The sequence below is a fragment of the Streptomyces sp. NPDC101234 genome, assembly GCF_044767525.1.
Taxonomy (GTDB): domain Bacteria; phylum Actinomycetota; class Actinomycetes; order Streptomycetales; family Streptomycetaceae; genus Streptomyces; species Streptomyces sasae.
The window spans coordinates 1-21,793 of record NZ_JBIWOA010000012.1 but is presented as its reverse complement, the minus strand read 5'-3'; the positions used below and the strand labels follow the sequence as shown (position 1 = coordinate 21,793).

Here is a 21,793-nt window from a genome sequence, read left to right as displayed (position 1 = left end):
GGGAAGTGCTGGGGTGGCGCGTCAGCTGCCGCTGTGCGCCCCACGACGGCGCATGCCGAACCACACGGCACCGCCACCGACCACGACCAGCGCGCCCGCGACACCGGCGATCAGCCCGGTGTTGGAGTTGGCACCGGTCTCGGCGAGGTTGGACTCACCGACCGCCGGGGACGGGGCGTTGCTCGGCGTGGCCGCCGGGGCGGTGCTGCTGCTCTTTGAGGCCGACGGGGTCGGGGAGCCGGACTCGGCCGGGGTGGACTCGGACGGCGACGGCGTGGCCGACGGCGTCGGGCTGGAGCTCTCGTCGGCCTTGCAGGCGGTCGACGGGGTGGTCAGGCTGGGCGAGATGTCCGTGTCCACCTGACCGTTGTCGGTCTTGACGCGGATGCGGTACTCCGCGTTCGGCTGCCAGTCCTCGGAGAAGGTGACCGAGGTGCCTTCCTTGGACCCCTTGATGGGGGTCGCGTCGCCGACCTGCTTGGCGTCGGAGCCGTTGTTCTCCAGGAAGACGGTGATCGTGGCCGGAGTACCGGAGGCGTCCTGGTCGGTGACGGTGATGACACCCTTGGAGCCGTTACAGGTGGCTTCGGCGGAGAACTCCTTGATGTTGCACGCGAACGCGGTGCTGGAGAGGCCCAGCGACAGCGCGGCCGAAGCGGCGGCGACACCCATGATGCGCACGGAACGGCGTGCACTACGGCGGGATATGGACACGTTTGTCCTTACTGAGTGCATAACTGCGGGGGGCTTTGGCGGGAGTTGATGCAACGGTGAGGTGAGGCATCGGAATCCCCAGGAGGCTCACAGGTCTATAAGCGCTCCATAAGTAGTGTCAATGCATATGCGGTCCACGGGCGTTGACTTTACCCGCTCGTTAAGCGCTGAGACGTTTCACCGCCGCGGAAGCCTGGTCGATCCGGTCAACCAGGGCGATACGGGACGCCATCGACCGCTCCCGAGCGAGCGCGGTCAACAGCGGCCAGGCCGGTAGCCGTTCGGTCCAGTGCGCCCGGTTCACGAGCACCATCGGGGTCGGTTCGCCCCGCGACTCGTAGTAGTTGGGAGTCGCGTTGTCGAAGATCTCCTGAACGGTCCCGGCCGCGCCCGGCAGGAACACCACACCGGCGTTGGAGCGGGCCAGCAGACCGTCCTCGCGGGTGGCGTTGGCGAAGTACTTCGCGATGTGCGCGGCGAAGGCGTTCGGCGGCTCATGGCCGTAGAACCAGGTGGGGATGCCGACCGAGCGACCGCCGTCCGGCCAGCGTTCGCGGACCTCGAAGGCGGCCCGCGCCCAGTCGGTCACCGACGGCCGGAACGACGGGGCCTTGGCGAGGAGCCGGCACGCCTCCTCCAGCATGCCGTCGTCGAAGGGTGCCGCGTACGCGCCGAGGTTCGCCGCCTCCATCGCGCCCGGGCCGCCGCCGGTCGCCACCGTGAAGCCGGCCCGCGCGAGGTCCCGGCCGAGCCGGGCGGCACCGGCGTACTCCTCCGTGCCGCGCGCCATCGCGTGGCCGCCCATCACACCCACCACCCGGGCACCGGCGAGGATTTCGTCGAGTGCGTCGGAGACCGCGTCGTCGTGGATCGAGCGGAGCATCGACGCGAATATGTCGCCGTCCGCCTTCGTCCGCTGGAACCAGGCGTACGAGCGGGCGTCCGGGGTCGCCGCGTAGCCCTCGCCGAGCGAGTCGAACAACTCGGCGGGTGTGTAGGCGAAGGCGCGGTACGGGTCGAAGGGGAGGTCAGGCACGGGCGGGAACACCAGGGCGCCCGAGGCGCCGACCCGGGCGGCGGCCTCGGCCGTCATCGGGCAGCCGAGGAAGACCGCGCCCGTGGTGTCGGTGGTGAGCAGGACGTCCGTACGGTCCGTCAGATCGACCGCCTGCACGCGGTACTGGGCGAGCGTGCCCTGCGCGGCGACGACCTCGTCGAACTCGGCGAGGGACTCGATCTCACGGTCGCGGGCGGCACGGTTGGGCTGCGCGGACCGCGGCTGGGCGGGGTGCGGCTGGGCGGGTGTCGGATACACCCGCCCACTCTAGGTGTCAGCCCTGGACCGCCGCCGGGTCCATCCACACGACCTCCCAGGAGTGGCCGTCGAGGTCCTCGAAGGAACGGCCGTACATGAAGCCCTGGTCCTGGACGTCGTCGTTCGCGGTGCCGCCGGCCGCGACCGCCTTCTCCACCAGTTCGTCGACCTTCTCGCGGCTCTCCGCGCTCAGGCAGATCAGCACCTCGCTGGTCTTCCTGGAATCGGCGATCTCCTTCTTCGTGAAGTCGGCGTAGCGCTGCTTGCTCAGCAGCATCGCGATGATCGTGTCGCTGATCACGACACAGGAGCAGTCGTCGTTGCTGAACTGCGGGTTGATCGAGTAACCGAGCTCGGTGAAGAACTTCCGGGACGCGGCGACGTCGTCGGTGGCCAGGTTCACGAAGATCATCTGCTGGTACATGGGGTCTCTCCCTCGGGTGTCGTGCCGTTCGGGGGGACAGACCGGGGGGCGCGGCGGAAGTCATCGCCGGTTCCGGATTTTTTTCGTACGGCTTTTCAGCGGGCGAGCGGCAGTGCGGCGAGGTCCGCGATCAGCAGGGTGAAGGGGACGAAGAACGCCAGCAGGGCGCCGGTGCGCAGGGCCGCGGCGTTGCGCAGCGCCGCGGCCGGGGCGCCCATGCGGAGCAGGGCCTCGGTGGTGTCCGCGCGGGACTGGCGGGCCTCCACGGCGGCGGTGAGGAGGGTGGCGACGGTGCAGCCGGCGACCACGAGGCCGCCGAGGGCGGTGAGCGGGCCGAAGGCCGGTGCGCTGCCGTCGTAGTCGGAGAGCGTGGTGGTCGCGAAGGCCGCGGACGCGACCGCGCAGACGACGCCGAGGGGGCGGCCGATCCGGGTGGCCTCCGCCATCAGGACACGGCCGGCGAGAAGGCGGAGGGCGCCGGGGCGGGCCGTCTGCAGGAGGCGGCCGCAGAGGTGGGTGAGGCCGGGGGCGGCGAGGACCAGACCGAGGGCGGTGAGGGCCCAGCCGGCCAGGACGCCGACGGCACCCACGGCGAGGCCGCCGGGCAGGGCGGTGCGGGGGGTGGTGTCGGTGACGCTCGCGTACGACTCGACGGCGAGGCCCGCGGCCAGGACGGCGACGCCCCAGGGGAGCCCGGCGGGGGATGCGGGAGGTTCGGGAGGTGCGGGGGGTGCGGAGGGCGACGAGGGGGCGGGTACCTGGTCCGGGGGTGCCTGGGTGTCGCCGTCAGCCGTTGCCACCGGCTGCGCGGTGTCCGCGGGGCGGATGCCCGTGGGGAGGGTGGGGGGCTCGGCCGGCAGCCGGAACCGCCGGGCTCCGAAGCGGCCGTACGTGCCGAAGGTCTCCTGCTTCGCCGTCGTGCCGTACGCGCCGAAACGGCCGTAGGAGCGGCGGTGGCCGTCGGGGTGGAGCAGGTCCCGTGGGCGGAGGGTCAGCGCCACCGCCGTGGACGCGAGGACCGGGAGCACCCCCAGCAGGGTCAGGGCCGCCGGCAGGGGCAGGGGCTGGTCCGCCGCCAGGAAGTCCTTCGCCGCGCCGTCGAAGGCCATGCCGTTCAGGTCGTCCCGCAGGTGCAGGAAGACCAGGAGGGCCAGCACGGAGCCCAGGGTGCAGGCCAGGGCGGTGTGCAGCGCGGCGACGGCCATCAGGCGGGCCGGGCCCAGGCCCAGGGCGGAGAGGCCGGGGCGGGGCTTGGTGCCGGGGTCGGTGCGGGCGACGGCGACCGCGAGGTGCACGGTGGCGGCGAGCGGGATCGCGCACCAGGACAGCCGCAGGAGTGCGCCCGCCGGGTTCTGCGGGTGGGCCATCGCGTAGCCGAGGGCGGACAGCAGGAGGAAGCCCGTGCCGGCGGCCGCCGTGGCCACCAGGAGGCGGCGCAGCTGGACGGCCGGGTGGGCGACGCGGGTCAGACGGAGAGCGAGCACTCGGCCCGGCCTTCCGCTTCGGAAACCGGCGGCAGGTGGACCGTGTTCACCCGGCGGCCGTCGAGGAGGGAGACCCTGCGGTCGGCGAGGGCCGCCGTCTCCGCGTCGTGCGTGGCGAGAACGACCGTGATCCCGTGCGAGCGGGCCGCCGTGGTCAGGGTGCGGAGCACCTGCGCGCGCTCGGCGCGGTGCAGCGGGGCCGTCGGCTCGTCGGCGAAGAGGACCGTGGGGGAGGGGGCGATGGCGCGGGCGATGGCGACGCGCTGGCGTTCGGCCTGCCGGAGTTCGACCGGGCGTCTGCGGGCCTTGTCGCCGACGTCGAGACGCTCCAGCCACTCCAGCGCGGCCACTTTGGCCCGGCGGCGGCCGACACCCCGCAGCATGAGGGGGAGGGCGGTGTTCTCCCAGACGTTCAGCTCGGGGACGAGCACGGGGGCCGGGTCGATCCAGCCGAAGCGGTCGCGGCGCAGCCTTTCCCGGTCGACCGGGCCCATCCGGTGCACGGCCGTGCTGTTGAACCAGACCTCGCCGTGTTGCGCCGGGACCAGACCTGCGAGGCACCTCAGCAGCGTGGTCTTGCCGCTGCCGCGCGGGCCGCCGACGGCGAGGATCTCGCCCTCCCGCACACCGAGCGAGACCCCGGCGACACCGGGCGAGCCGTCCGGGTGACAGAAGTGCAGGGAGCGTGCCCACAGCACGTCGTTGTCCGGCGGGGCCTCCATGGGCGTACACCTCGGTTCTGATCCGTTTTCCCGCATCCCGATCCCTCGTCCGGGGGAACGAAAGGTGGGGCGATCGGTCACGTGCACGCTAGGCAGGTCGGCGGGCGGAGCCCGGACAGCACACGGCCCCGGGCCGCCGTTCTCACTCGAACGGACGGCACCGGGGCCGGTGTTGATCAGCTGATCAGAGGTACTCGGAGGGGCTCAGAGACACGAGGCTCAGAGACACGAGGCTCAGAGACACGAGGCTCAGAGCTTCGTCCAGGCCTCCGTCAGCGTGGCGCGCAGGATCTGCTCGATCTCGTCGAAGGTCTCCTGGTTGGAGATCAGCGGCGGGGCGAGCTGGACGACCGGGTCGCCGCGGTCGTCGGCACGGCAGTACAGGCCGTTCTCGAACAGGGCCTTGGAGAGGAAGCCGTACAGGACGCGCTCGGTCTCGTCGGCGTCGAAGGACTCCTTGGTGTTCTTGTCCTTGACCAGCTCGATGCCGTAGAAGAAGCCGTTGCCGCGGACGTCGCCGACGATCGGCAGGTCGTGCAGCTTCTGCAGGGTGGAGAGGAAGGCACCCTCGTTGTCGAGGACGTGCTGGTTCAGGTTCTCGCGCTCGAACAGGTCGAGGTTGGCGAGACCCACCGCCGCCGACACCGGGTGGCCGCCGAAGGTGTAGCCGTGCAGGAAGGTGTTGTCGCCCTTGTAGAACGGCTCGGCGATCTTGTCCGAGACGATGCAGGCGCCGATGGGCGAGTAGCCGGACGTCATGCCCTTGGCGCAGGTGATCATGTCCGGGACGTAGCCGAACTTGTCACAGGCGAACATCGTGCCCAGGCGGCCGAAGGCGCAGATGACCTCGTCGGAGACGAGCAGCACGTCGTACTTGTCGCAGATCTCGCGGACCCGCTGGAAGTAGCCGGGCGGGGGCGGGAAGCAGCCGCCCGCGTTCTGCACCGGCTCCAGGAAGACGGCCGCGACCGTGTCCGCGCCCTCGAAGAGGATCTCCTGCTCGATCTGGTCGGCGGCCCAGCGGCCGAAGGCCTCCGGGTCGTCGCCGAAGAGCGGGGCGCGGTAGATGTTGGTGTTCGGCACCTTGTGGGCGCCGGGGACCAGCGGCTCGAAGGGGGCCTTCAGGCCCGGCAGGCCGGTGATGGACAGGGCGCCCTGCGGGGTGCCGTGGTAGGCGACCGCGCGGGAGATGACCTTGTACTTGGTCGGCTTGCCCTGCAGCTTGAAGTACTGCTTGGCCAGCTTCCAGGCGGTCTCGACGGCCTCGCCGCCGCCGGTGGTGAAGAAGACCTTGTTCAGGTCGCCCGGCGCGTAGTCGGCCAGCCGCTCCGCGAGCTCGACGGCCTTCGGGTGGGCGTACGACCACACCGGGAAGAACGCCAGCTCCTGGGCCTGCTTGAAGGCGGTCTCGGCGAGTTCCGTGCGGCCGTGACCGGCCTGGACCACGAACAGACCGGCGAGACCGTCGAGGTAGCGCTTGCCCTTGTCGTCGTAGATGTAGGTGCCCTCGCCCCGGACGATGGTCGGGACGGGCGAGTTCTCGTACGAGGACATGCGGGTGAAGTGCATCCACAGGTGGTCGTACGCGGTGCGGCTGAGGTCCTTCTGGGTCACGGTTATCGGGTTCCCCACATGTAGGTCTGCTTCTTCAGCTTCAGATAAACGAAGCTTTCGGTGGAGCGCACGCCGGGCAGCGCCCGGATGCGTTTGTTGATGACGTCCAGCAGGTGGTCGTCGTCCTCGCAGACGATCTCCGCGAGGATGTCGAACGAGCCCGCGGTCATCACCACGTACTCGACTTCCGACATGGCGCTCAGCGCGTCCGCGATGGACTCGACATCGCCCTCGACGTTGATGCCGACCATCGCCTGCCGGCGGAAGCCCACGGTGAGCGGGTCCGTGACGGCGACGATCTGCATGACGCCCTGGTCCAGCAGCTTCTGGACGCGCTGGCGCACGGCCGCCTCCGACAGGCCGACGGCCTTGCCGATCGCGGCGTACGGCCGACGGCCGTCCTCCTGGAGCTGCTGAATGATGGCGAGGGAGACGGCGTCCAGCTGGGGACTGTTGCCGTTCCTGGACTCGCGGGACGAGTCCCTCTGGTCTGCGCTTCGACTGGCCACGACCTCACTGTGCACGACGTCTCGACGGTTCCGCAAGGCCATAGCGATGAAATTCGTTGTTTACGGTGTCGAGGATTGCGGATTTCGCAGACTCGGCGGGCGTGGGGGTGTTGAAAACGTGGGATCTCGGATTACTGTGGGTGTCTCAGTGATTGGACACCCGAACTTGGAGGGCCGGCAGTGAGCACCGAGCTGCGTCGCCTGCGCAACTACATCGACGGTGAGTTCCGGGACGCCGCCGACGGACGGACCACCGAGGTGGTCAACCCCGCGACCGGCGAGGCGTACGCGACCGCGCCGCTGTCCGGCGAGGCGGACGTCGACGCCGCGATGGCGGCCGCCGCCGCGGCCTTCCCGGGCTGGCGGGACACCACCCCGTCCGAGCGGCAGAAGGCCCTGCTGAAGATCGCCGACGCGTTCGAGGAGCGGGCCGAGGAACTGATCGCGGCGGAGGTGGAGAACACGGGCAAGCCGACCGGGCTCACCCGCTCCGAGGAGATCCCGCCGATGGTGGACCAGATCCGGTTCTTCGCCGGTGCGGCCCGGATGCTGGAGGGCCGCTCGGCCGGCGAGTACATGGAGGGGATGACCTCGATCATCCGCCGTGAGCCGGTCGGCGTCTGCGCACAGGTCGCGCCGTGGAACTACCCGATGATGATGGCCGTGTGGAAGTTCGCCCCGGCGATCGCGGCGGGCAACACGGTCGTGCTGAAGCCGTCCGACACGACCCCGGCCTCGACGGTCCTGATCGCGGAGATCCTCGGCGGGATCCTGCCGAAGGGTGTCTTCAACGTCGTCACGGGTGACCGCGAGACCGGCCGTCTGATGGTCGAGCACCCGACCCCTGCGATGGCCTCCATCACCGGCTCGGTACGCGCCGGCATCCAGGTCGCCGAGTCCGCGTCCAAGGACGTCAAGCGCGTCCACCTGGAGCTGGGCGGCAAGGCTCCGGTCGTCGTCTTCGAGGACACGGACATCGCCAAGGCCGTCGAGGACATCTCCGTCGCGGGCTTCTTCAACGCCGGCCAGGACTGTACGGCCGCCACCCGGGTCCTCGTCCAGGAGTCCATCCACGACGAGTTCGTGGCCGCGCTCGCGAAGGCCGCGGCCGAGACGAAGACGGGCCGGCCGGACGACGAGGACGTGCTGTACGGGCCGTTGAACAACCCCAACCAGCTCAAGCAGGTCTCCGGCTTCATCGAGCGGCTGCCCGCCCACGCCAAGGTCGAGGCCGGCGGTCAGCGGGTCGGCGACAAGGGCTACTTCTACGCGCCCACCGTCGTCTCCGGCCTCAAGCAGGACGACGAGATCATCCAGAACGAGGTCTTCGGACCCGTCATCACCGTCCAGTCCTTCTCCGACGAGGACCAGGCCGTGGAGTGGGCCAACGGCGTCGAGTACGCGCTGGCGTCCTCGGTGTGGACGAAGGACCACGGGCGCGCGATGCGGATGTCCAAGCGGCTGGACTTCGGGTGCGTGTGGATCAACACGCACATTCCGCTGGTCGCGGAGATGCCGCACGGCGGGTTCAAGAAGTCGGGCTACGGCAAGGACCTGTCGGGGTACGGGTTCGAGGACTACACGCGGATCAAGCACGTGATGACGTCGCTGGAGGGCTGATTTCGGCTGCGGGTGCGTGGGGGCTGGTCGCGCCCACGCGGCGGAGCCGCAAATCGACACGGCCCCGCGCCCCTGCCGGGGCGTCTGCGCTGCCCGGGGTGACAAGTCACCCCGGGCAGCGGCCTTTTGTCAGCCCTGCGAAGTCGTCAGGCTCGGGCCCTCGTCCGTGCCCGTGGACGTCCGCAGGTCGGGGACGGTCGCCGACCGGGTCGCGGGGCTCGGACTCGGCGCCGACGACTATCTGCCCAAGCCGTTCGCGTTCGCCGAACTCGTCGCACGGATACGGGCGTTGGGGCGCCGCGCGCAGCCCGCGTTGCCGCCTGTGCTGGTGCGCGGGGAGCTGCGGCTCGATCCGGCGCTCCGGGACGCGACCCGCGCCGGGTCCCAACTGTTCCTCTCCCCCGAAGAGTTCGCCGTCCTCGAGTTGCTGCTCGCCGCGCAGGGCGCCGTGGTGTCCGCCGAGGAACCCCTCGAACGGGCCTGGGACGAGGCCGCGGACCCCTTCAGCCAGACCGTGAAGGTGACCGTCAGCAGACTGCGACGCAAGCTGGGGGAGCCGCCGCTGATCGAGACGGTGGGCGATGGCGGACACCTTCGACGATCTGCTGGGGCGGCTGGAGGGGGCGTTCGAGGCGCAGAAGCGGTTCGTGGCCAACGCCTCCCATGAACTGCGCACCCCGCTCACCCTCCAGCAGGCCGTCGTCGATGTCACCCTTGCCGACCCGGACGCCTCCGCCGACGTACTGCGCGCCGCACTGGTCCGGTTACGGGCGGCCGGACAGGAGCAGGAGCGGCTGATCGAAGCGCTGTTGACGCTGGCGCGCAGTCAGCGCGGACCTGAGCGGCGGGAGTTGGTGGATCTGGCGGAGGTGGCGAAGGAGCGGCTGCCGTCCGGGCCGCGGGTGACGGCGCGGCTCGATCCGGCGCCGGTGCTCGGGGATCCGCAGTTGCTGGAGCGGCTGGTGGTGAACCTCGCCGACAACGCCGTACGCCATAACCGCCGTACGCCATAAGCTTCCGGAGCGCGGCTGGGGCCGGGTCCGGACGGGGACGGACGAGGCCGGGCGGTCCGGGCTGCGGATCGCCGACAGCGGGCCGGTGATCCCGGCGGACCGGGCGGCGGAGCTGTTCCAGCCGTTCCGGCGGCTCGGCACGGAGGACCGAGTGCGGAAACGGGACGGTCTCGGCCTCGGGATGTCCATCGCGGCGGCGGTCGTCGCCGCCCACGGCGGCCGGGTACGGGCGCACACGCACCCCACGGGAGGACTCACCGTCGAGCTGGCCCTACCGCCGGTGACCGCCGTTGTAACCTGGTGTTGACTTGGGTCATCGACAAGGTGTCCGGTCCGCGTCGGGGTGCTCGACGCAGCGTCGATTGTCCGATCACCGGCATCGGCGGCATGCTGCTGGGGTGCCCCAGAATCCTCCTCGAACGCCCGCGCTCTCCCGTCGCTCCCTGCTGCGCGCGCTCGGCGGCACCGCCGCGCTGGGCGCCCTGGCGGGCTGCGGGGTGCCCGCGGCCTACGTCAAGGCCGGCGACCGCGGCGTGACCGACCTGTCCGCCAAGGACCACAGGCTGGTCTTCGCGAACTGGCCGCTGTACATCGACGTGGACGACAACAACCCGAACAAGCGGCCCACCCTCGACGCCTTCGAGAAGCGCACCGGGATCTCCGTCGACTACATCGAGGAGATCAACGACAACGACGAGTTCTTCGGCAAGATCAGCCCCGCGCTGATGAACCACCAGTCCACCGGCCGGGACATCATCGTCATAAGCGACTGGATGTGCGCCCGGTTCGTGCGCCTGGGCTGGGTCCAGAAGATGGACCGGGCCCATCAGCCGAACGTCGCGAAGTACCTGGACCCGCTGCTCCGCTCGCCCGCCTTCGACCCGGGCCGCCTGTACACGGTGCCGTGGCAGTCGGGCATCACCGGCATCGCGTACAACCGCAGGAAGCTGGGCCGCGAGATCCGGCACGTCAAGGACCTGTGGGCGAGCGACCTCAAGGGCCGGGTGACCCTGCTCTCCGGCCTCGACGAGGCGTTCGCGCTGCTGATGCAGGGCAACGGCGTGGACATCACCAAGTGGACGGCCGACGACTTCTACGCCGTCTGCGACGAGGTGCAGCAGCAGGTCGACCGGGGCCAGATCCGCCGCTTCACCGGCAACGACTACACGAAGGACCTGGTCAGCGGCGATGTCCTGGCCTGCCAGGCCTACTCAGGCGACGTCATCCAGCTGCAGGCCGACAACCCCGACATCCGCTTCGTCGTCCCAGAGGAGGGCGCGGAGCTGTGGTCCGACTCGCTGATGATCCCGGACCGCGCCGCCCACAAGGCCAACGCGGAACGGCTCATCGACTACTACTACGAGCCGGAGGTCGCCGCCGAACTGGCCGCCTGGGTCAACTACGTCTGCCCCGTCCCGGCGGCCCAGCAGGTCCTCGCCGCCTCCAAGGACAAGGACACCGCGGCCCTCGCCGACAACCCGCTGATCTTCCCGAACACCGAGATGCGCAGGCGCCTCGCCGTCGCCCGGGACATCACGTCGAACGAACGCGTGGACTTCGCGAAGCGCTGGAACAAGATCGTGGGGCTGTAGGTCCGGGGCCGTGCGCTTGTGGCCAGGGTTTTTGGTTGGCACTTGGACGTCATTTCAGTCGGTGAGCCGGCGGTGGAGGCGTCGGCAGCCGGACAGCCACGACGTTGGGCCGTTCCACGACCCAGCGGCGGCCGGCCCGGGCGTCCGGATGACCCGATGCCCTTGCGGGCGAGGCGGTGCCGGATGCCGCGGGTGGACGGGCGGCGTCGCAGGTGCCGGTAGTCGTATCCCTTGTCCCCGTGCAGCTTGCCGGGCCTGCGGAGGCGGTCCCCTCGCCGACGATGTCCTTCGCCCTGCGGGCGTTCCCGACGTCTCGGTCAACCGGCCGTTGCTGCACCACAGACCGGGGGTGAGCGCATCGTGCAGATGTTGTCCGTGCAGTCTGCGTCTGCCGCAGTGTCCATGCCACGAACGTCGTAGTTCTGCGCCTGCGCCTGTACGACGCAGCGCGTCCGGCGTGACTGCCACTCTCGTCCACCAGGTTTACCCCGAGTGAGAGCCGCAGCCGCGTTGTCCGCTTTCGTCCTGCTCGCCGACGCTCCGGCAGCCTTCGCCGGGACGGGTTACGGACCAGCGCGTCCTTCGGGCCGGGGACGGGACGATCGATGTCCACGGCCTTGATCGTCCCGACGGAACCGGTCTCGACGGACTTCATGGTGCGGGGCACGGAACAAAACTCCCTGGTGGGTGTGGTGGGGTGGGTCAGTGCTGGGCGAGGCGGCGGCGGTTGACCAGGCCGCCGGCGGCGCCGAGTGAGACCAGGCCCATGGCCGTGGCCGCGACGGTCCCGTCGATGCCGTCGAGGGCGAGGGCGCAGTAGGCGGCGACGCCGCCGTTGAACAGGAACAGGAACCACAGCACGGGGGCGGTCGACAGGAACGCCTTGATGCGGGGCTTGCGGGAGATCCGCGAGCCGGCCAGCAGAGCGAGGGCGGAACCGCCGTAGGTGACGATGTTCTTGCCCGTCCCGTCGAGAAAGGCTCCGGCCCCCAGGCTCGCGCCCAGACCGCACACGAACGACGTCCACAGCATCACGTCCAGGGCGAACCTCCTGGCGGTGACGGTGGCAGTAGTGGTGACGGTGGCAGTAGTGGTGGCGATGGTGGTCGAGGCGGCCATGGCGGATTCCTTCCGGGCGGATCGTTGCGTGCCGGGCTTTCCTGCCCTGCACTCCACGATCCGGCCCGGCGGCCCCCGCAACCACAGACCTCACTCCCCGAAGCGAGGTGTAGCCCGCTACACCACCCACGACGACCACGGCTCCGCAGCACTGCGGATGCAGTAGGCGCGTTCGGCGATCTCAGCAGGGGCTGTCGGCAGTCGCACGACGACGCCTGAGGGCCTCCGCTTCGGAGCATGGACGAGTTCCCGATCCGGATGTGGAGATCTGCTCCGTGACCGTTTTCCTCTACCGCGTAGGCCGTACGGCCTGTCGACGACGCTGGTACGTCGCCCTGCTCCGGGTGGTGCTGCTCGGCACAGGGCAAGTCCAATGCCGAGATCGCCGGCGAACTCTTCCTCGGCCCCCTGACCGTCCGCACCCATATCCACCGCGCCATGACCAAACTCAACGCCCGCGACCGCACTCAGCTCGTCGTCATCGCCTACCAGAGCGGGCCGGCCCGTCCGACCGGCGCTTCGGGTCCTCGGGTCCTCGCAAGGCTGTGACAGTGGTTCGCGCAGCGATGGTGTAGCCCGCTACACCACGACTGGGGAGTGTGGTCCATCGTGCCACCAGGCCGGCCCACGGGATGGTGGAGATCAGGGAAACGCGCCTCCCACGGTCCCTGACCGGTGCCGACATCACGCGGCAGAGGCGGCTCGTCCCTCTTCTCGACGATTTCTCGACGATCCCGTACCGCTGATGTGGAGGCTCTCCTCGCCATGGCAACTGTCCTTTATCACCTGGGCCGTGTGGCCTTCCGGTGGCGTTGGTTCGTCGCCCTGTTCTGGGTGGCGGTCCTCGGCGTCGTCGGTTTCGCCGCGGCCAAGGCGCCCGCGGCTGCCGACGAGGGTTTCACGATGCCCGGCATCGAGTCGCAGAAGGCGTTCGATCTGCTTGAGCACCGTTTCCCGGGCACGGCCGCGGACGGGGCGAACGCGCGGATCGTGTTCGTGGCACCCAGCGGTGAGAAGATCACCGCGACCCAGAACAAGAAGGCGGTCGAGCGACTGGTCCACGAGGCCGCCGACGGGTCACAGGTTGCCGCCGCCGTCGATCCCTTCCAGGCCAAGGCCGTCAGCAAGGACGCGACCACGGCGTACGCGACCGTCTCCTTCAAGGCCAAGGCCAGTGACCTCACCGACGCGAGCAAGGCGCACCTGCAGAAGGCCATCGGCCAGGCCCGGCACGCGGGTCTGACCGTGGAGGCCGGCGGGGACGCGCTCGCCGTGCAGCCCGCGGCCGGCGGCGCATCCGAGGCCGTCGGTATCGCCGTCGCCGCGGTCGTCCTGCTGATCACCTTCGGATCGCTGGCAGCGGCCGGGCTGCCGTTGCTGACCGCGATCCTCGGTGTCGGGATCAGCATGACCGGGATCACCGCGCTGAGCAGCACCTTCGGTCTGTCGGAAAGCACCGGCACGCTGGCGACCATGCTGGGCCTGGCCTGCGGCATCGACTACGCCCTGTTCGTCGTCTCGCGGTACCGCGAGGAGCGGGCCAAGGGACACGACCCGAGGACGGCGGCCGGTCTCGCCGCCGGTACGGCGGGCTCCGCGGTCGTCTTCGCCGGCCTGACCGTCGTCATCGCCCTCGCCGGGCTCTCCGTGGTCGGCATCCCGATGCTCACCAAGATGGGACTGGCCGCCGCGGGTGGGGTGCTCCTGGCCGTCCTCGTCTGCCTCACCCTCGTTCCCGCCCTGCTCGGGTTCTGGCCCGACGCCGTGCTGGAGCGCGGGGCGCGCAGGAACTCCAAGCGCTACCGGCGCAAGCAGCGCAAGAGCGACAACGGCGGCTCGCGCTGGGCGCGGACCGTCGTGCGGCACCCGCTCCCCGTACTGCTGCTGGGCGTCGTGGGCCTCGGCGCGGTCGCCGTCCCGGCCATGAACCTCCAACTGGGCATGCCCGGCGACGAGTCGAAGCCGACGTCCACCACCGAGCGGCGCGCCTACGACGACCTCGCCAACGGCTTCGGCCCCGGCTTCAACGGTCCGCTGACCATCGTCGTGGACGCCAAGGGCACCGGAGGCGCCAAGGAGGCGAAGGCCGCCGTACGGACGATCGAGAAGGACATCGCCGCCACCGACGGTGTCGTCTCCGTGTCGCCCGCCCGCTTCAACCAGGCCGGTGACACGGCGGTCTTCTCCGCCACGCCCGCCACCAGCCCCACCGACAAGAAGACCCAGGACCTCGTCACCACCATCCGGGACGGACGCACCGGTATCGAGGCCAGGACCGACGGCGCGACCTTCGAGGTCACCGGAACGACGGCGCTCAACATCGACGTCGCCGAGAAGGTCCAGAGTTCTCTGATCCCCTATCTCGCGGTGGTGGTCGGCCTGGCGATCGTCCTGCTGCTCCTGGTCTTCCGCTCTCTGCTCGTGCCGCTCAAGGCCGCCCTCGGCTTCCTGCTCTCCGTGCTGGCGGCCCTGGGCGCGGTCGTCCTGGTCTTCCAGGAGGGGCATGGCGCCGACCTGCTGGGGGTGGAGTCCACCGGCCCGATCATGAGCATGATGCCGATCTTCCTGGTCGGCATAGTCTTCGGACTGGCCATGGACTACGAGGTGTTCCTCGTCTCGCGGGTGCGTGAGTCCTACGTCCACGGCGACACGGCCAAGTCGGCGGTGGTCTCCGGGTTCCGCTACAGCGCACGCGTGGTGGTGGCCGCCGCGCTCATCATGATCGCGGTGTTCTCCGGATTCATCGGAGCCGACGAGTCGATGATCAAGATGATCGGCTTCGGACTGGCGATCGCCGTCCTCTTCGACGCCTTCGTCGTCCGGATGCTGATCGTGCCGGCCGTGCTGTCCCTGCTCGGCGACAAGGCCTGGTACCTGCCGCGCCGGCTCGACCGGCTCCTGCCGGACATCGACGTCGAGGGCGAGAAGCTCAGCACCAAGGTGCCGGCCCCCGCGCAGGTGAGTCGGGAGGAGCCGCCCGTCAGCGAGCCGGTTCTCCTCGGCTGAGCATCAGCTCACCTGCTACGGCGGACGTTCTCCCGATCCGTCCGCCCGCTGACCGGGGCCGCCCTGAGCGGTGGCGGCCCCGCCGCGCCGAACCCGTGGGGACGGTGGTACGGCGCGGACCCGGGCCCGGCGGCCTGAGCCTTCCCCCGGCTCGCCGCCGGGCCCGCGGGCCTTGCGCGCACAGCACCCTCCGGAACCCGCCCGCTCCGTTGCCCGATCCGTGCCCCACGACCGCCGCACAGGACGGAAACGCTTCCCCGTATCAGGACAGTGCCGACCGCCGTCCGGCGGAGCGGCGTCCGGTGCACACCGCTCCGGCACCGCGGCCCCCGGCAGTCGGCCGCCCCCCGTATCCGCACCTCGCGGTCATGCCCGAACCGGAAGGCAGCACACTGTGACAACACCCGACCTGCGTATCGTCGCCGCCGGAGTCCTTGTCGCCGTCGGCGCCCTGGCCGCCGCCGTCGGCGTCACGCACGACGTCGGCCACGACGACAGGCCCGCCGCCTCGGTGACCTGGACGAAGGGCCCGTACGTGGCGCTGGGCGACTCGTACACCGCCGGCCCGAACATTCCGGGCCGGCACGGCACTCCGGCGGGATGCGCCCGCTCCGACCACAACTACCCGTCCTTGGTCGCCGGCCGACTCGGCATCAAGGCAGGGGACTTCAGTGACATGAGCTGCACCGGGGCGACCGTCGCCGACCTCACCGCACCTCAGCACACCGACGACGGCACGAACCCCGCCCAGCTCACGGCTCTGTCGGCGAAGACCCGCCTGGTCAGCCTCGGCATCGGCGGCAACGACATCGGCTTCGGGGCGATCATCGAACGCTGCGTCGCCATGGGGGCGATATACCACGCCCTCGGCAGCGGCAAGTACATCTCCGACGACTCGCCCTGCGAGCGCCTCTACACCGGCACCGGCGACGGCGGCGAAGACCAGGTCGAGCGGAAGATCGATGCCGCGGGCACCCGGCTGGCCGACGCACTGGGTGAGATCGAGCACCGTGCTCCCAAGGCCAGTGTCTACGTCGTCGGCTACCCGGACATCCTGTCCGCCGACAGCTCCGCCTGCCGACGGGACATGTCCCTCGCTCCGGGGGACACGGCGTATCTGCGCGAGAAGGAGCAGCGGCTCAACACCGAACTGCGCGAGCGAGCCGAAGAAGCGGGAGCGGTGTACGTGGACACATACGGGCCCTCGAAGGGGCACGACGCCTGTTCGGGTGAGGACACCCGGTGGATCGAACCGCTCCTGCCCAGCAGCGCGGCGGCGGCCGTCCATCCCAACGCGCGTGGCGAGCGGGGCATGGCCGACGCCGTTCTGCGAACGCTCCGATGACCCGTCAGGAAGACTTCCGACAAGGGCTGTTGAGGTAGGCCAGCACGGCGAGCACCCTGCGGTGCCCGCTGTCGCTGGGCGGCAGGTGCAGCTTGAGGAACACGTTGCCGATGTGCTTGCTGACCGAGCGTTCCGTGATGACGAGGCTCTTGGCGATGGTGGCGTTGTCGTGGCCTTCGGCCATGAGCTGCAGCACTTCGCGCTCGCGCGCCGTCAGCGTGTCGATCGGTGTGTCTCGGCGGCGGGTGAGGAGTTCGGAGACCACCTCCGGGTCGAGGGCGGTGCCGCCCCGGGCCACGCGTTCCAGTGCCTCCAGGAACTCGTCCACCCGGCCCACCCGATCCTTGAGCAGGTAACCGACGCCGCTCACACCGCCCCCGAGGAGCTCAGAGGCGTACGACTCCTCGACGTACTGCGAGAGCACGAGCACCGGCAGGCCGGGGATGTTCTGCCGGGCCTCCAGGGCCGCACGCAGTCCCTCGTCCCGGAAGCCGGGGGGCATCCGCACGTCCAGCACCGCCACGTCCGGACGGTGCCGCAGCAGCGCGGGCAGGACCTCCGGGCCGCTCCCGACCACGGCCACCACCTCATGTCCGGCCGACCTCAACAGCAGGACCAGCCCCTCCCTGAGCAGGGCGTTGTCCTCGGCGATCACCACACGCACGGCAGCTGCACCTCGATCACGGTCGGTCCCCCTGCGGGGCTGGACATCTGCACGTCACCGTCGAGCGCGGCTACCCTGCGGCGGATGCCCAGCAGGCCCGTGCCCTCATTCTCGTCGGCACCGCCGTCACCGTCATCCCGGACGACGGCACGCAGGCCGGTGCGGAGCCGCTCCAGCCGCACGTCGGCCCGACGGCCGCCGCCGTACTTGGCGGCGTTGGTGAGCGCCTCGGCGACGGCGAAGTACGCGGCGGCCTCGACGGCGGCCGGCGGCCGAGGTCCCTCCTCCAGGCCGCCCTTCACCTCCACGGACACGTCCAGGCCGCTGCTCGCCGCCAACGCCCTGACGGCGCCCACGAGGCCGCGGTCCGTGAGGATCGGGGGATGGATGCCCCGCACCACTTGCCGCAGCTCGGTGAGGGCCTCCTGAACCTGGTTCTGTGCCTCGGCCATCAAGGTGCGGGCACCTTCCGGATCCCGGTCGTACGCACGCTGCGCCAGCCCGATCCTCATGGACAGTGCCACGAGCCGGGCCTGGGCGCCGTCGTGGAGATCACGCTCGATACGTCGCAGCTCGGCCTCGTGCGCGGCGATGGCGTCCGCGCGCGTGGCCGCCAGGGCTTGGACCCGGGCGGCCAGCAACGCCTTGGGAGACGGCCTGAGCAGAGCGGTCGACCAACGGGCTTCCAGATCGGCGATCTTCGTGATCAACGGCAGGACGGCCGGCGACCGGCGCAGCAGACCGCTCCACACGCCGTCCACGACCAGAGCCACGGGCCACAGGGGCAGCGCCGGGATCACCAGGGCGCCGTACACGTACGAGGCGAACATCCAGCGCAGGTCGAGGAGGGTGCCGGGGTCGCGGACCGCGATGCGCAGGCGCTCCCGCAACGGCCCCTCGATGGCCTGGTACGCCTCGGGGATCTCCCGGCCTGTCCACCTGGCCGTCATCTGCCGCTTCGCTCCGGCGATCCGACGGATCACCAACACGGTCTCGGGCAGGAGCCAGGCCCCGGCCACCATGATCGTCCCGACGGCCGTGATGATCAGCACGGTGATGAAGATGTACAGGCCGAAGGTCATGACAGCGGCCAGAAACAGATGGACCGTGGCGCGCACGGCCTGCCGCAGAGACTTACCCATATCGCCACGCTAAGCGATCGGACATCGACGTCCGAGGGAGCAGACCACACCGTCGTGGTGTAGCCGGCTACACCACGACGGTGTGGTCCGGCAGCACACCCTGCGCGGTTGCCTGAGGCCTTCAGGTCCAGGGGCCGTCGGGGTCCGCGCGGTGAGTGGCCACATGCGGCGCCTTGTTCTTGTTCAGCTTGCCGGAGACGAGGCCGCCGAGCGCGCCCAGGGAGACCAGCCCCATCATGCCGGAGCCGATGTAGCGGTCCACGCCGCTCATGGCGAAGTACATGACAGCGGCCGTGGCGCCGTTGAACAGGAACAGGAACCACAGCGTGCCCGGACGCCCCAGGAAGGCCTTTATCCTCGGCTTCTTCGCGATCTGCGAGCCCGCGATGAGAGCAACGATTCCACCGCCGTACGTGGCGAGGTTCTGCTGTGCGGTGTCGTCGAAGACCTGCTTGGCCGCGCCGCTCAGGCCGAGGCCCACGACGAAGAACGACCAGAGGAACAGGTTGACGAAGAACGACTTCACCTTGGCGAGGACCGAGTTCACGCGGGTTTCCTTCGAGTGAGGGTGAGGGTGAGGATCAGATGGGTGGCGAAGGGAGCCCCTTTCGCTCTGCCATCAACGATTCCGTGATCCGCACGTCGTCACGAGGGACCGCACTCCCGAAAGCGAGGTGTAGCCAGCTACACCATGGGACGACGTGGTGTCGTACGTGCCGGCTGCTCGCGCATCCCCATGAGGCCGTCCCCTGGTGGGCGCCTCCTGCACGATGCGGTACGCCGTGGGGGTCCACGCCCGAGCCGAGCGGTCCGGGCTCGCCTTCGGCGGCGATGTGCTGTTCCCCTCGGCAGCCGCCTCCTCGCGCTGATGGCGCGGCAGATGCACGGTGGACCTGGCCTCACGCAAGGCCGAGGAGGGGGCGCTCGTCTTGGCATCGACGAGTCGAGTTGTCCGATCGCTTGAGCCGGCGGGTGCGTCCGGGCGGGTCCTACGACCAGCGTCGTTGTTCCTGGATCGCCAGCCGGGCGCAGAGTGCCGCTACCGGCAACTCCGCGCAGAGCGCCAGCACAAGGGCGGCCGAGAGCTCACCTCCGCCGGAGGCCGTGGTGATGTCCAGCCAGGCGTCCATCATGAGCAGTGTGGCGGTGGCAGAGGCCAGCACGGCGTGTGGCCTGTGGCCGCGGACCAGAAGCGTGCCCAGGGTGATCAGGCCGCCTGCCTCCAGGGCGTCGATGCCGGCCCAGGTCACCCGCCAGTGCGCTGCGGCCGAGCCGGCCGGCAGCTCGATGGCGATGAGGATCAACCAGGGCACCAGACAGACGCCGAACGCGATCAGGAGCCAGCCGATCCGGCCGATCACGTCGATCCGGCCGATCCGTCGGCTCCCTGCTCGACCGGGGGCTGGGGTGACTCGCCTACCCGAAGATCGCTTCTCGGGTAGCCGTTCGTAGAGCGGAATGACTTCGGCGCAGGTGTCCCTCTCGGTGTGGGACGTCCCTGAACGCCTGTTCTCGTTCACGGGCTCGCGTACCTCTTCTTCGCGGCGACAGGCCTCCGCCGCGCGGAGGTGATGTGGCGGGTTCCACCAGAGCTGGGACGTGGGCGTCAGGAGGTGCAGACGTCTTTCAGCTTCTCGGCCCGCGTCCCCGGTGAGTGGGACACGTCCTTGGTGGCGAAGAGGGCGATACGGCGTCCAGGTCGGGTGGTCGCGGCCATGAGGGCGTCCTCTCGGGCTCGTACGGCGCGGGATGAGTCGGTGTCTCTGCCGACTACGATCGCGTCACCGGGCCGTCGCCACGAGAGAGCGGGCTCCCAGGTCCTTGGTGTAGCTGTCTCCACCGGAGAGTTCGTCGACGGCTTGCCCCAAGAGGTGGGCATGCCATGGCGGTGCCCCTGCAGTACAGAGCTGCTGGAACGGGGCCCGCACCGGTGAGAATCAGCAAGGGCGTGGCCCGGGTGGGCGGTTCCGGGGTTGGTGTCCGTCTACTCGGCTTCTTGCTTCTCGTGATCGGCGATGGCGTCCTCGATGCCCCGGTCGACGGCGGTCGCGTTGCCCCAGCCCGTGTAATACGCGAGTTGCAGGACACCCTCGCGCAGTTCGCCGGGGGTCAGTTCGCCGTTGCGCAGTGCGCCGAGGGCCTGGATGCGGACGAGGTCGGCCCGCCCCAGCGCGGCGGTCGCGCCGATCACCAGCAGCCTCCGGTCCCGGACCGGGAGTCCGGGGCGCGACCAGACATCGCCGAAGAGGTGCTCCACCGTCTCCCTGTGGTAGGGCTGCGGGCGCTCGACCGGGTAGTACGTGGCGGAGAAACCCTCCCCGTACACGTCGTCCATGACTTCCCTGCCACGGTTCCAGCGGTCGTCCTTGTCCCTCGCCATCCGACCCTCACCTCCGGTTCCCGGGCCCCGGTCTGCTCCACAGGGGCCGACGCACCGGAAGCTAGCCGAGGGTCGCGGCCGCGCCCCAGTAGGTGTCTCGCTGACAGGGACAGCCGATCCTGCCACCGGCCCGATCTGGCTACCGTGCCCTCCACCACAGGCGAAGGAGGGCGAAGTTGAGGGCCCCATCGGATGCGGCACAAGGGGACACCGTCACCGCGGGTGTGATCGGCCTGGGCATGATCGGCGGTGGTGTGGCTCGGAACATCGCCGCCGCGGGCCTGCCGTTGACGGTCTACGACATCCGGCACGACGCCGCGGACGGACTGACCGGCGTGGCCGCGCCCCTTGGGTCCCCTGCGGACGTGGCGCGTGCCAGTGACGTCGTACTGATCTCGGTGGTCGACGCGAAGCAGGTCCGGGAGGTCCTCGCGGGCGAGCACGGACTGCTCGGCGCCGGCCGGCGGGGACTCGTCGTCCTGTTGTTGTCCACGGTGGCGCTCTCGGCCGTGCGGGAGTTCGCCGCGCTGTGCGCCGAGCACGGGGCGACGCTGCTGGACGCCGGTGTGACACAGGCGGGTGACGGCAAGCTCGTCTCGATGATCGGCGGTCCCGCCGAGGTCGTCGACCGGGTGCGGCCCGTACTGGACGCCTTCTCCAAGGCCGTCGTGCACTGCGGTCCGGTCGGCTCCGGGATGGTGACCAAGATCGCCCGCAATGTCGTGACGTACGCGAGCTGGGCGGTCGTACGCGAGGCGACGAGCATGGCCGTCCGGGCCGGCGTCGATCCCGAGCGGCTGATCGAGGTGCTGGACAAGGCCGTCACGGGCGGCACCTCCCCGCTGTTCCTCCTCCGGGACCATCTCGACGCGGAGGGCGTCATCCGCCGTCAGGCCGCCTACATCGACGCCCTCGCACAGAAGGATCTGGCCGCGGCCCAGGAGCTGGGGCGGGAGATCGGCCTCGCCACTCCCGTCGTCGACACGGTACGGCCCCGGATGTCCGCCATACTCGAAGGCGACTACGAAGGCTCCGTCTAGTAGGACTCCGTTAGGTCTGTCTCGCGGCACTGTTCGGGGGCATGCTGGAGGCGTGGACGCACATGAAGTGAACCGTGCTCGGGCGAAGTT

Annotated in this window: 20 protein-coding genes and 3 pseudogenes; 9 read left to right on the top strand and 14 right to left on the bottom strand. The window is 70.1% G+C overall.

Annotated features, from left to right (window positions below):
* Window positions 1-21: 21 nt before the first annotated feature.
* The 7 genes from ACIRR9_RS22380 to ACIRR9_RS22350 form a co-directional block, all read right to left on the bottom strand.
* Window positions 22-672, bottom strand: a complete 651-nt coding sequence (locus tag ACIRR9_RS22380) for an LAETG motif-containing sortase-dependent surface protein (protein ID WP_403754504.1) — start codon at window positions 670-672, stop codon at window positions 22-24.
* 202 nt (window positions 673-874) lie between these two features.
* Entirely contained in the window at window positions 875-2,029 is a 1,155-nt protein-coding gene (locus tag ACIRR9_RS22375) for an LOG family protein (protein WP_403754501.1), read from the bottom strand.
* Window positions 2,030-2,045: 16 nt separating this feature from the next.
* The gene (locus tag ACIRR9_RS22370) at window positions 2,046-2,453 is read right to left on the bottom strand and encodes a VOC family protein (RefSeq protein ID WP_365338308.1); all 408 of its coding nucleotides are present in this window, start codon (window positions 2,451-2,453) and stop codon (window positions 2,046-2,048) included.
* Between the two features lie 95 nt (window positions 2,454-2,548).
* Window positions 2,549-3,937, bottom strand: coding sequence for a hypothetical protein (locus ACIRR9_RS22365; protein ID WP_403754494.1), 1,389 nt, complete (start codon window positions 3,935-3,937; stop codon window positions 2,549-2,551).
* Window positions 3,919-4,659 carry an ABC transporter ATP-binding protein gene (locus ACIRR9_RS22360; protein WP_403754491.1) on the bottom strand — a complete coding sequence of 247 codons (741 nt, stop codon included), beginning with the start codon at window positions 4,657-4,659 and terminating at the stop codon, window positions 3,919-3,921. The genes ACIRR9_RS22365 and ACIRR9_RS22360 overlap by 19 nt, the downstream gene beginning before the upstream one ends.
* A gap of 249 nt (window positions 4,660-4,908) precedes the next feature.
* Window positions 4,909-6,273 (bottom strand): aspartate aminotransferase family protein, encoded by a 1,365-nt coding sequence (locus tag ACIRR9_RS22355; RefSeq protein ID WP_365338302.1) that lies wholly within the window; start codon window positions 6,271-6,273, stop codon window positions 4,909-4,911.
* Between the two features lie 2 nt (window positions 6,274-6,275).
* Entirely contained in the window at window positions 6,276-6,797 is a 522-nt protein-coding gene (locus tag ACIRR9_RS22350; RefSeq protein ID WP_365338300.1) for an Lrp/AsnC family transcriptional regulator, read from the bottom strand.
* Window positions 6,798-6,962: 165 nt separating this feature from the next.
* Between ACIRR9_RS22350 and ACIRR9_RS22345 the strand changes: the two genes are divergently transcribed.
* The 5 genes and pseudogenes from ACIRR9_RS22345 (at window position 6,963) to ACIRR9_RS22325 (ending at window position 11,007) form a co-directional block, all read left to right on the top strand.
* Window positions 6,963-8,402, top strand: coding sequence for a gamma-aminobutyraldehyde dehydrogenase (locus ACIRR9_RS22345; protein ID WP_403754488.1), 1,440 nt, complete (start codon window positions 6,963-6,965; stop codon window positions 8,400-8,402).
* Between the two features lie 187 nt (window positions 8,403-8,589).
* Window positions 8,590-8,994, top strand: a pseudogene (locus tag ACIRR9_RS22340) (response regulator transcription factor); the annotation flags it as partial.
* On the top strand, window positions 8,984-9,415 hold the full coding sequence (locus ACIRR9_RS22335) for a histidine kinase dimerization/phospho-acceptor domain-containing protein (RefSeq protein WP_403754485.1): 432 nt from the start codon (window positions 8,984-8,986) through the stop codon (window positions 9,413-9,415). The pseudogene ACIRR9_RS22340 and the gene ACIRR9_RS22335, both read left to right, overlap by 11 nt.
* Window positions 9,396-9,722 carry a sensor histidine kinase gene (locus tag ACIRR9_RS22330; RefSeq protein ID WP_403755032.1) on the top strand — a complete coding sequence of 109 codons (327 nt, stop codon included), beginning with the start codon at window positions 9,396-9,398 and terminating at the stop codon, window positions 9,720-9,722. The genes ACIRR9_RS22335 and ACIRR9_RS22330 overlap by 20 nt, the downstream gene beginning before the upstream one ends.
* 91 nt (window positions 9,723-9,813) lie before the next feature.
* Window positions 9,814-11,007, top strand: coding sequence for an extracellular solute-binding protein (locus ACIRR9_RS22325; protein ID WP_403754482.1), 1,194 nt, complete (start codon window positions 9,814-9,816; stop codon window positions 11,005-11,007).
* A 66-nt stretch (window positions 11,008-11,073) separates the two neighbouring features.
* Here ACIRR9_RS22325 and ACIRR9_RS22320 read toward each other — a convergent pair.
* Both ACIRR9_RS22320 and ACIRR9_RS22315 read right to left on the bottom strand, forming a co-directional pair.
* Window positions 11,074-11,285: pseudogene (locus ACIRR9_RS22320) on the bottom strand (IS5/IS1182 family transposase); the annotation flags it as partial.
* Window positions 11,286-11,709: 424 nt separating this feature from the next.
* Window positions 11,710-12,126, bottom strand: a complete 417-nt coding sequence (locus ACIRR9_RS22315) for a hypothetical protein (RefSeq protein ID WP_403754479.1) — start codon at window positions 12,124-12,126, stop codon at window positions 11,710-11,712.
* A 354-nt stretch (window positions 12,127-12,480) separates the two neighbouring features.
* Here ACIRR9_RS22315 and ACIRR9_RS22310 point away from each other — a divergent pair.
* The 3 genes and pseudogenes from ACIRR9_RS22310 to ACIRR9_RS22300 form a co-directional block, all read left to right on the top strand.
* A pseudogene (locus tag ACIRR9_RS22310) lies at window positions 12,481-12,675 on the top strand (response regulator transcription factor); the annotation flags it as partial.
* Window positions 12,676-12,891: 216 nt separating this feature from the next.
* Complete coding sequence (locus ACIRR9_RS22305) at window positions 12,892-15,132, top strand: MMPL family transporter (RefSeq protein WP_403754476.1); 2,241 nt, start codon at window positions 12,892-12,894, stop codon at window positions 15,130-15,132.
* A gap of 394 nt (window positions 15,133-15,526) precedes the next feature.
* A complete protein-coding gene (locus ACIRR9_RS22300) occupies window positions 15,527-16,477 on the top strand; it encodes an SGNH/GDSL hydrolase family protein (RefSeq protein ID WP_403754473.1) in 951 nt (316 codons plus the stop codon).
* Window positions 16,478-16,481: 4 nt separating this feature from the next.
* Here the strand turns inward: ACIRR9_RS22300 and ACIRR9_RS22295 are convergent, their stop codons facing one another.
* The 5 genes from ACIRR9_RS22295 to ACIRR9_RS22275 all read right to left on the bottom strand — a co-directional run bounded on the left by ACIRR9_RS22295 (window position 16,482) and on the right by ACIRR9_RS22275 (window position 20,663).
* A complete protein-coding gene (locus tag ACIRR9_RS22295; RefSeq protein ID WP_403754470.1) occupies window positions 16,482-17,141 on the bottom strand; it encodes a response regulator in 660 nt (219 codons plus the stop codon).
* Window positions 17,129-18,283, bottom strand: coding sequence for a histidine kinase (locus ACIRR9_RS22290; RefSeq protein WP_403754467.1), 1,155 nt, complete (start codon window positions 18,281-18,283; stop codon window positions 17,129-17,131). The genes ACIRR9_RS22295 and ACIRR9_RS22290 overlap by 13 nt, the downstream gene beginning before the upstream one ends.
* A gap of 121 nt (window positions 18,284-18,404) precedes the next feature.
* On the bottom strand, window positions 18,405-18,830 hold the full coding sequence (locus tag ACIRR9_RS22285) for a hypothetical protein (protein ID WP_403754464.1): 426 nt from the start codon (window positions 18,828-18,830) through the stop codon (window positions 18,405-18,407).
* 442 nt (window positions 18,831-19,272) lie between these two features.
* On the bottom strand, window positions 19,273-19,644 hold the full coding sequence (locus ACIRR9_RS22280) for a hypothetical protein (RefSeq protein ID WP_403754461.1): 372 nt from the start codon (window positions 19,642-19,644) through the stop codon (window positions 19,273-19,275).
* 623 nt (window positions 19,645-20,267) lie between these two features.
* Window positions 20,268-20,663 carry a carboxymuconolactone decarboxylase family protein gene (locus tag ACIRR9_RS22275; protein WP_403754458.1) on the bottom strand — a complete coding sequence of 132 codons (396 nt, stop codon included), beginning with the start codon at window positions 20,661-20,663 and terminating at the stop codon, window positions 20,268-20,270.
* Window positions 20,664-20,839: 176 nt separating this feature from the next.
* Between ACIRR9_RS22275 and ACIRR9_RS22270 the strand changes: the two genes are divergently transcribed.
* Window positions 20,840-21,703, top strand: coding sequence for an NAD(P)-dependent oxidoreductase (locus ACIRR9_RS22270; RefSeq protein ID WP_403754455.1), 864 nt, complete (start codon window positions 20,840-20,842; stop codon window positions 21,701-21,703).
* Window positions 21,704-21,793: the final 90 nt, after the last annotated feature.

Excerpts from the sequence above, each read along its gene's own strand:
- ACIRR9_RS22380 (WP_403754504.1), bottom strand. The coding sequence starts at position 672 with ATGGGTGTCGCCGCCGCTTCGGCCGCGCTGTCGCTGGGCCTCTCCAGC.
- ACIRR9_RS22370 (WP_365338308.1), bottom strand. The coding sequence starts at position 2,453 with ATGTACCAGCAGATGATCTTCGTGAACCTGGCCACCGACGACGTCGCC.
- ACIRR9_RS22360 (WP_403754491.1), bottom strand. The coding sequence starts at position 4,659 with ATGGAGGCCCCGCCGGACAACGACGTGCTGTGGGCACGCTCCCTGCAC.
- ACIRR9_RS22335 (WP_403754485.1), top strand. The coding sequence starts at position 8,984 with ATGGCGGACACCTTCGACGATCTGCTGGGGCGGCTGGAGGGGGCGTTC.
- ACIRR9_RS22315 (WP_403754479.1), bottom strand. The coding sequence starts at position 12,126 with ATGGCCGCCTCGACCACCATCGCCACCACTACTGCCACCGTCACCACT.
- ACIRR9_RS22305 (WP_403754476.1), top strand. The coding sequence starts at position 12,892 with ATGGCAACTGTCCTTTATCACCTGGGCCGTGTGGCCTTCCGGTGGCGT.
- ACIRR9_RS22290 (WP_403754467.1), bottom strand. The coding sequence starts at position 18,283 with ATGGGTAAGTCTCTGCGGCAGGCCGTGCGCGCCACGGTCCATCTGTTT.
- ACIRR9_RS22275 (WP_403754458.1), bottom strand. The coding sequence starts at position 20,663 with ATGGCGAGGGACAAGGACGACCGCTGGAACCGTGGCAGGGAAGTCATG.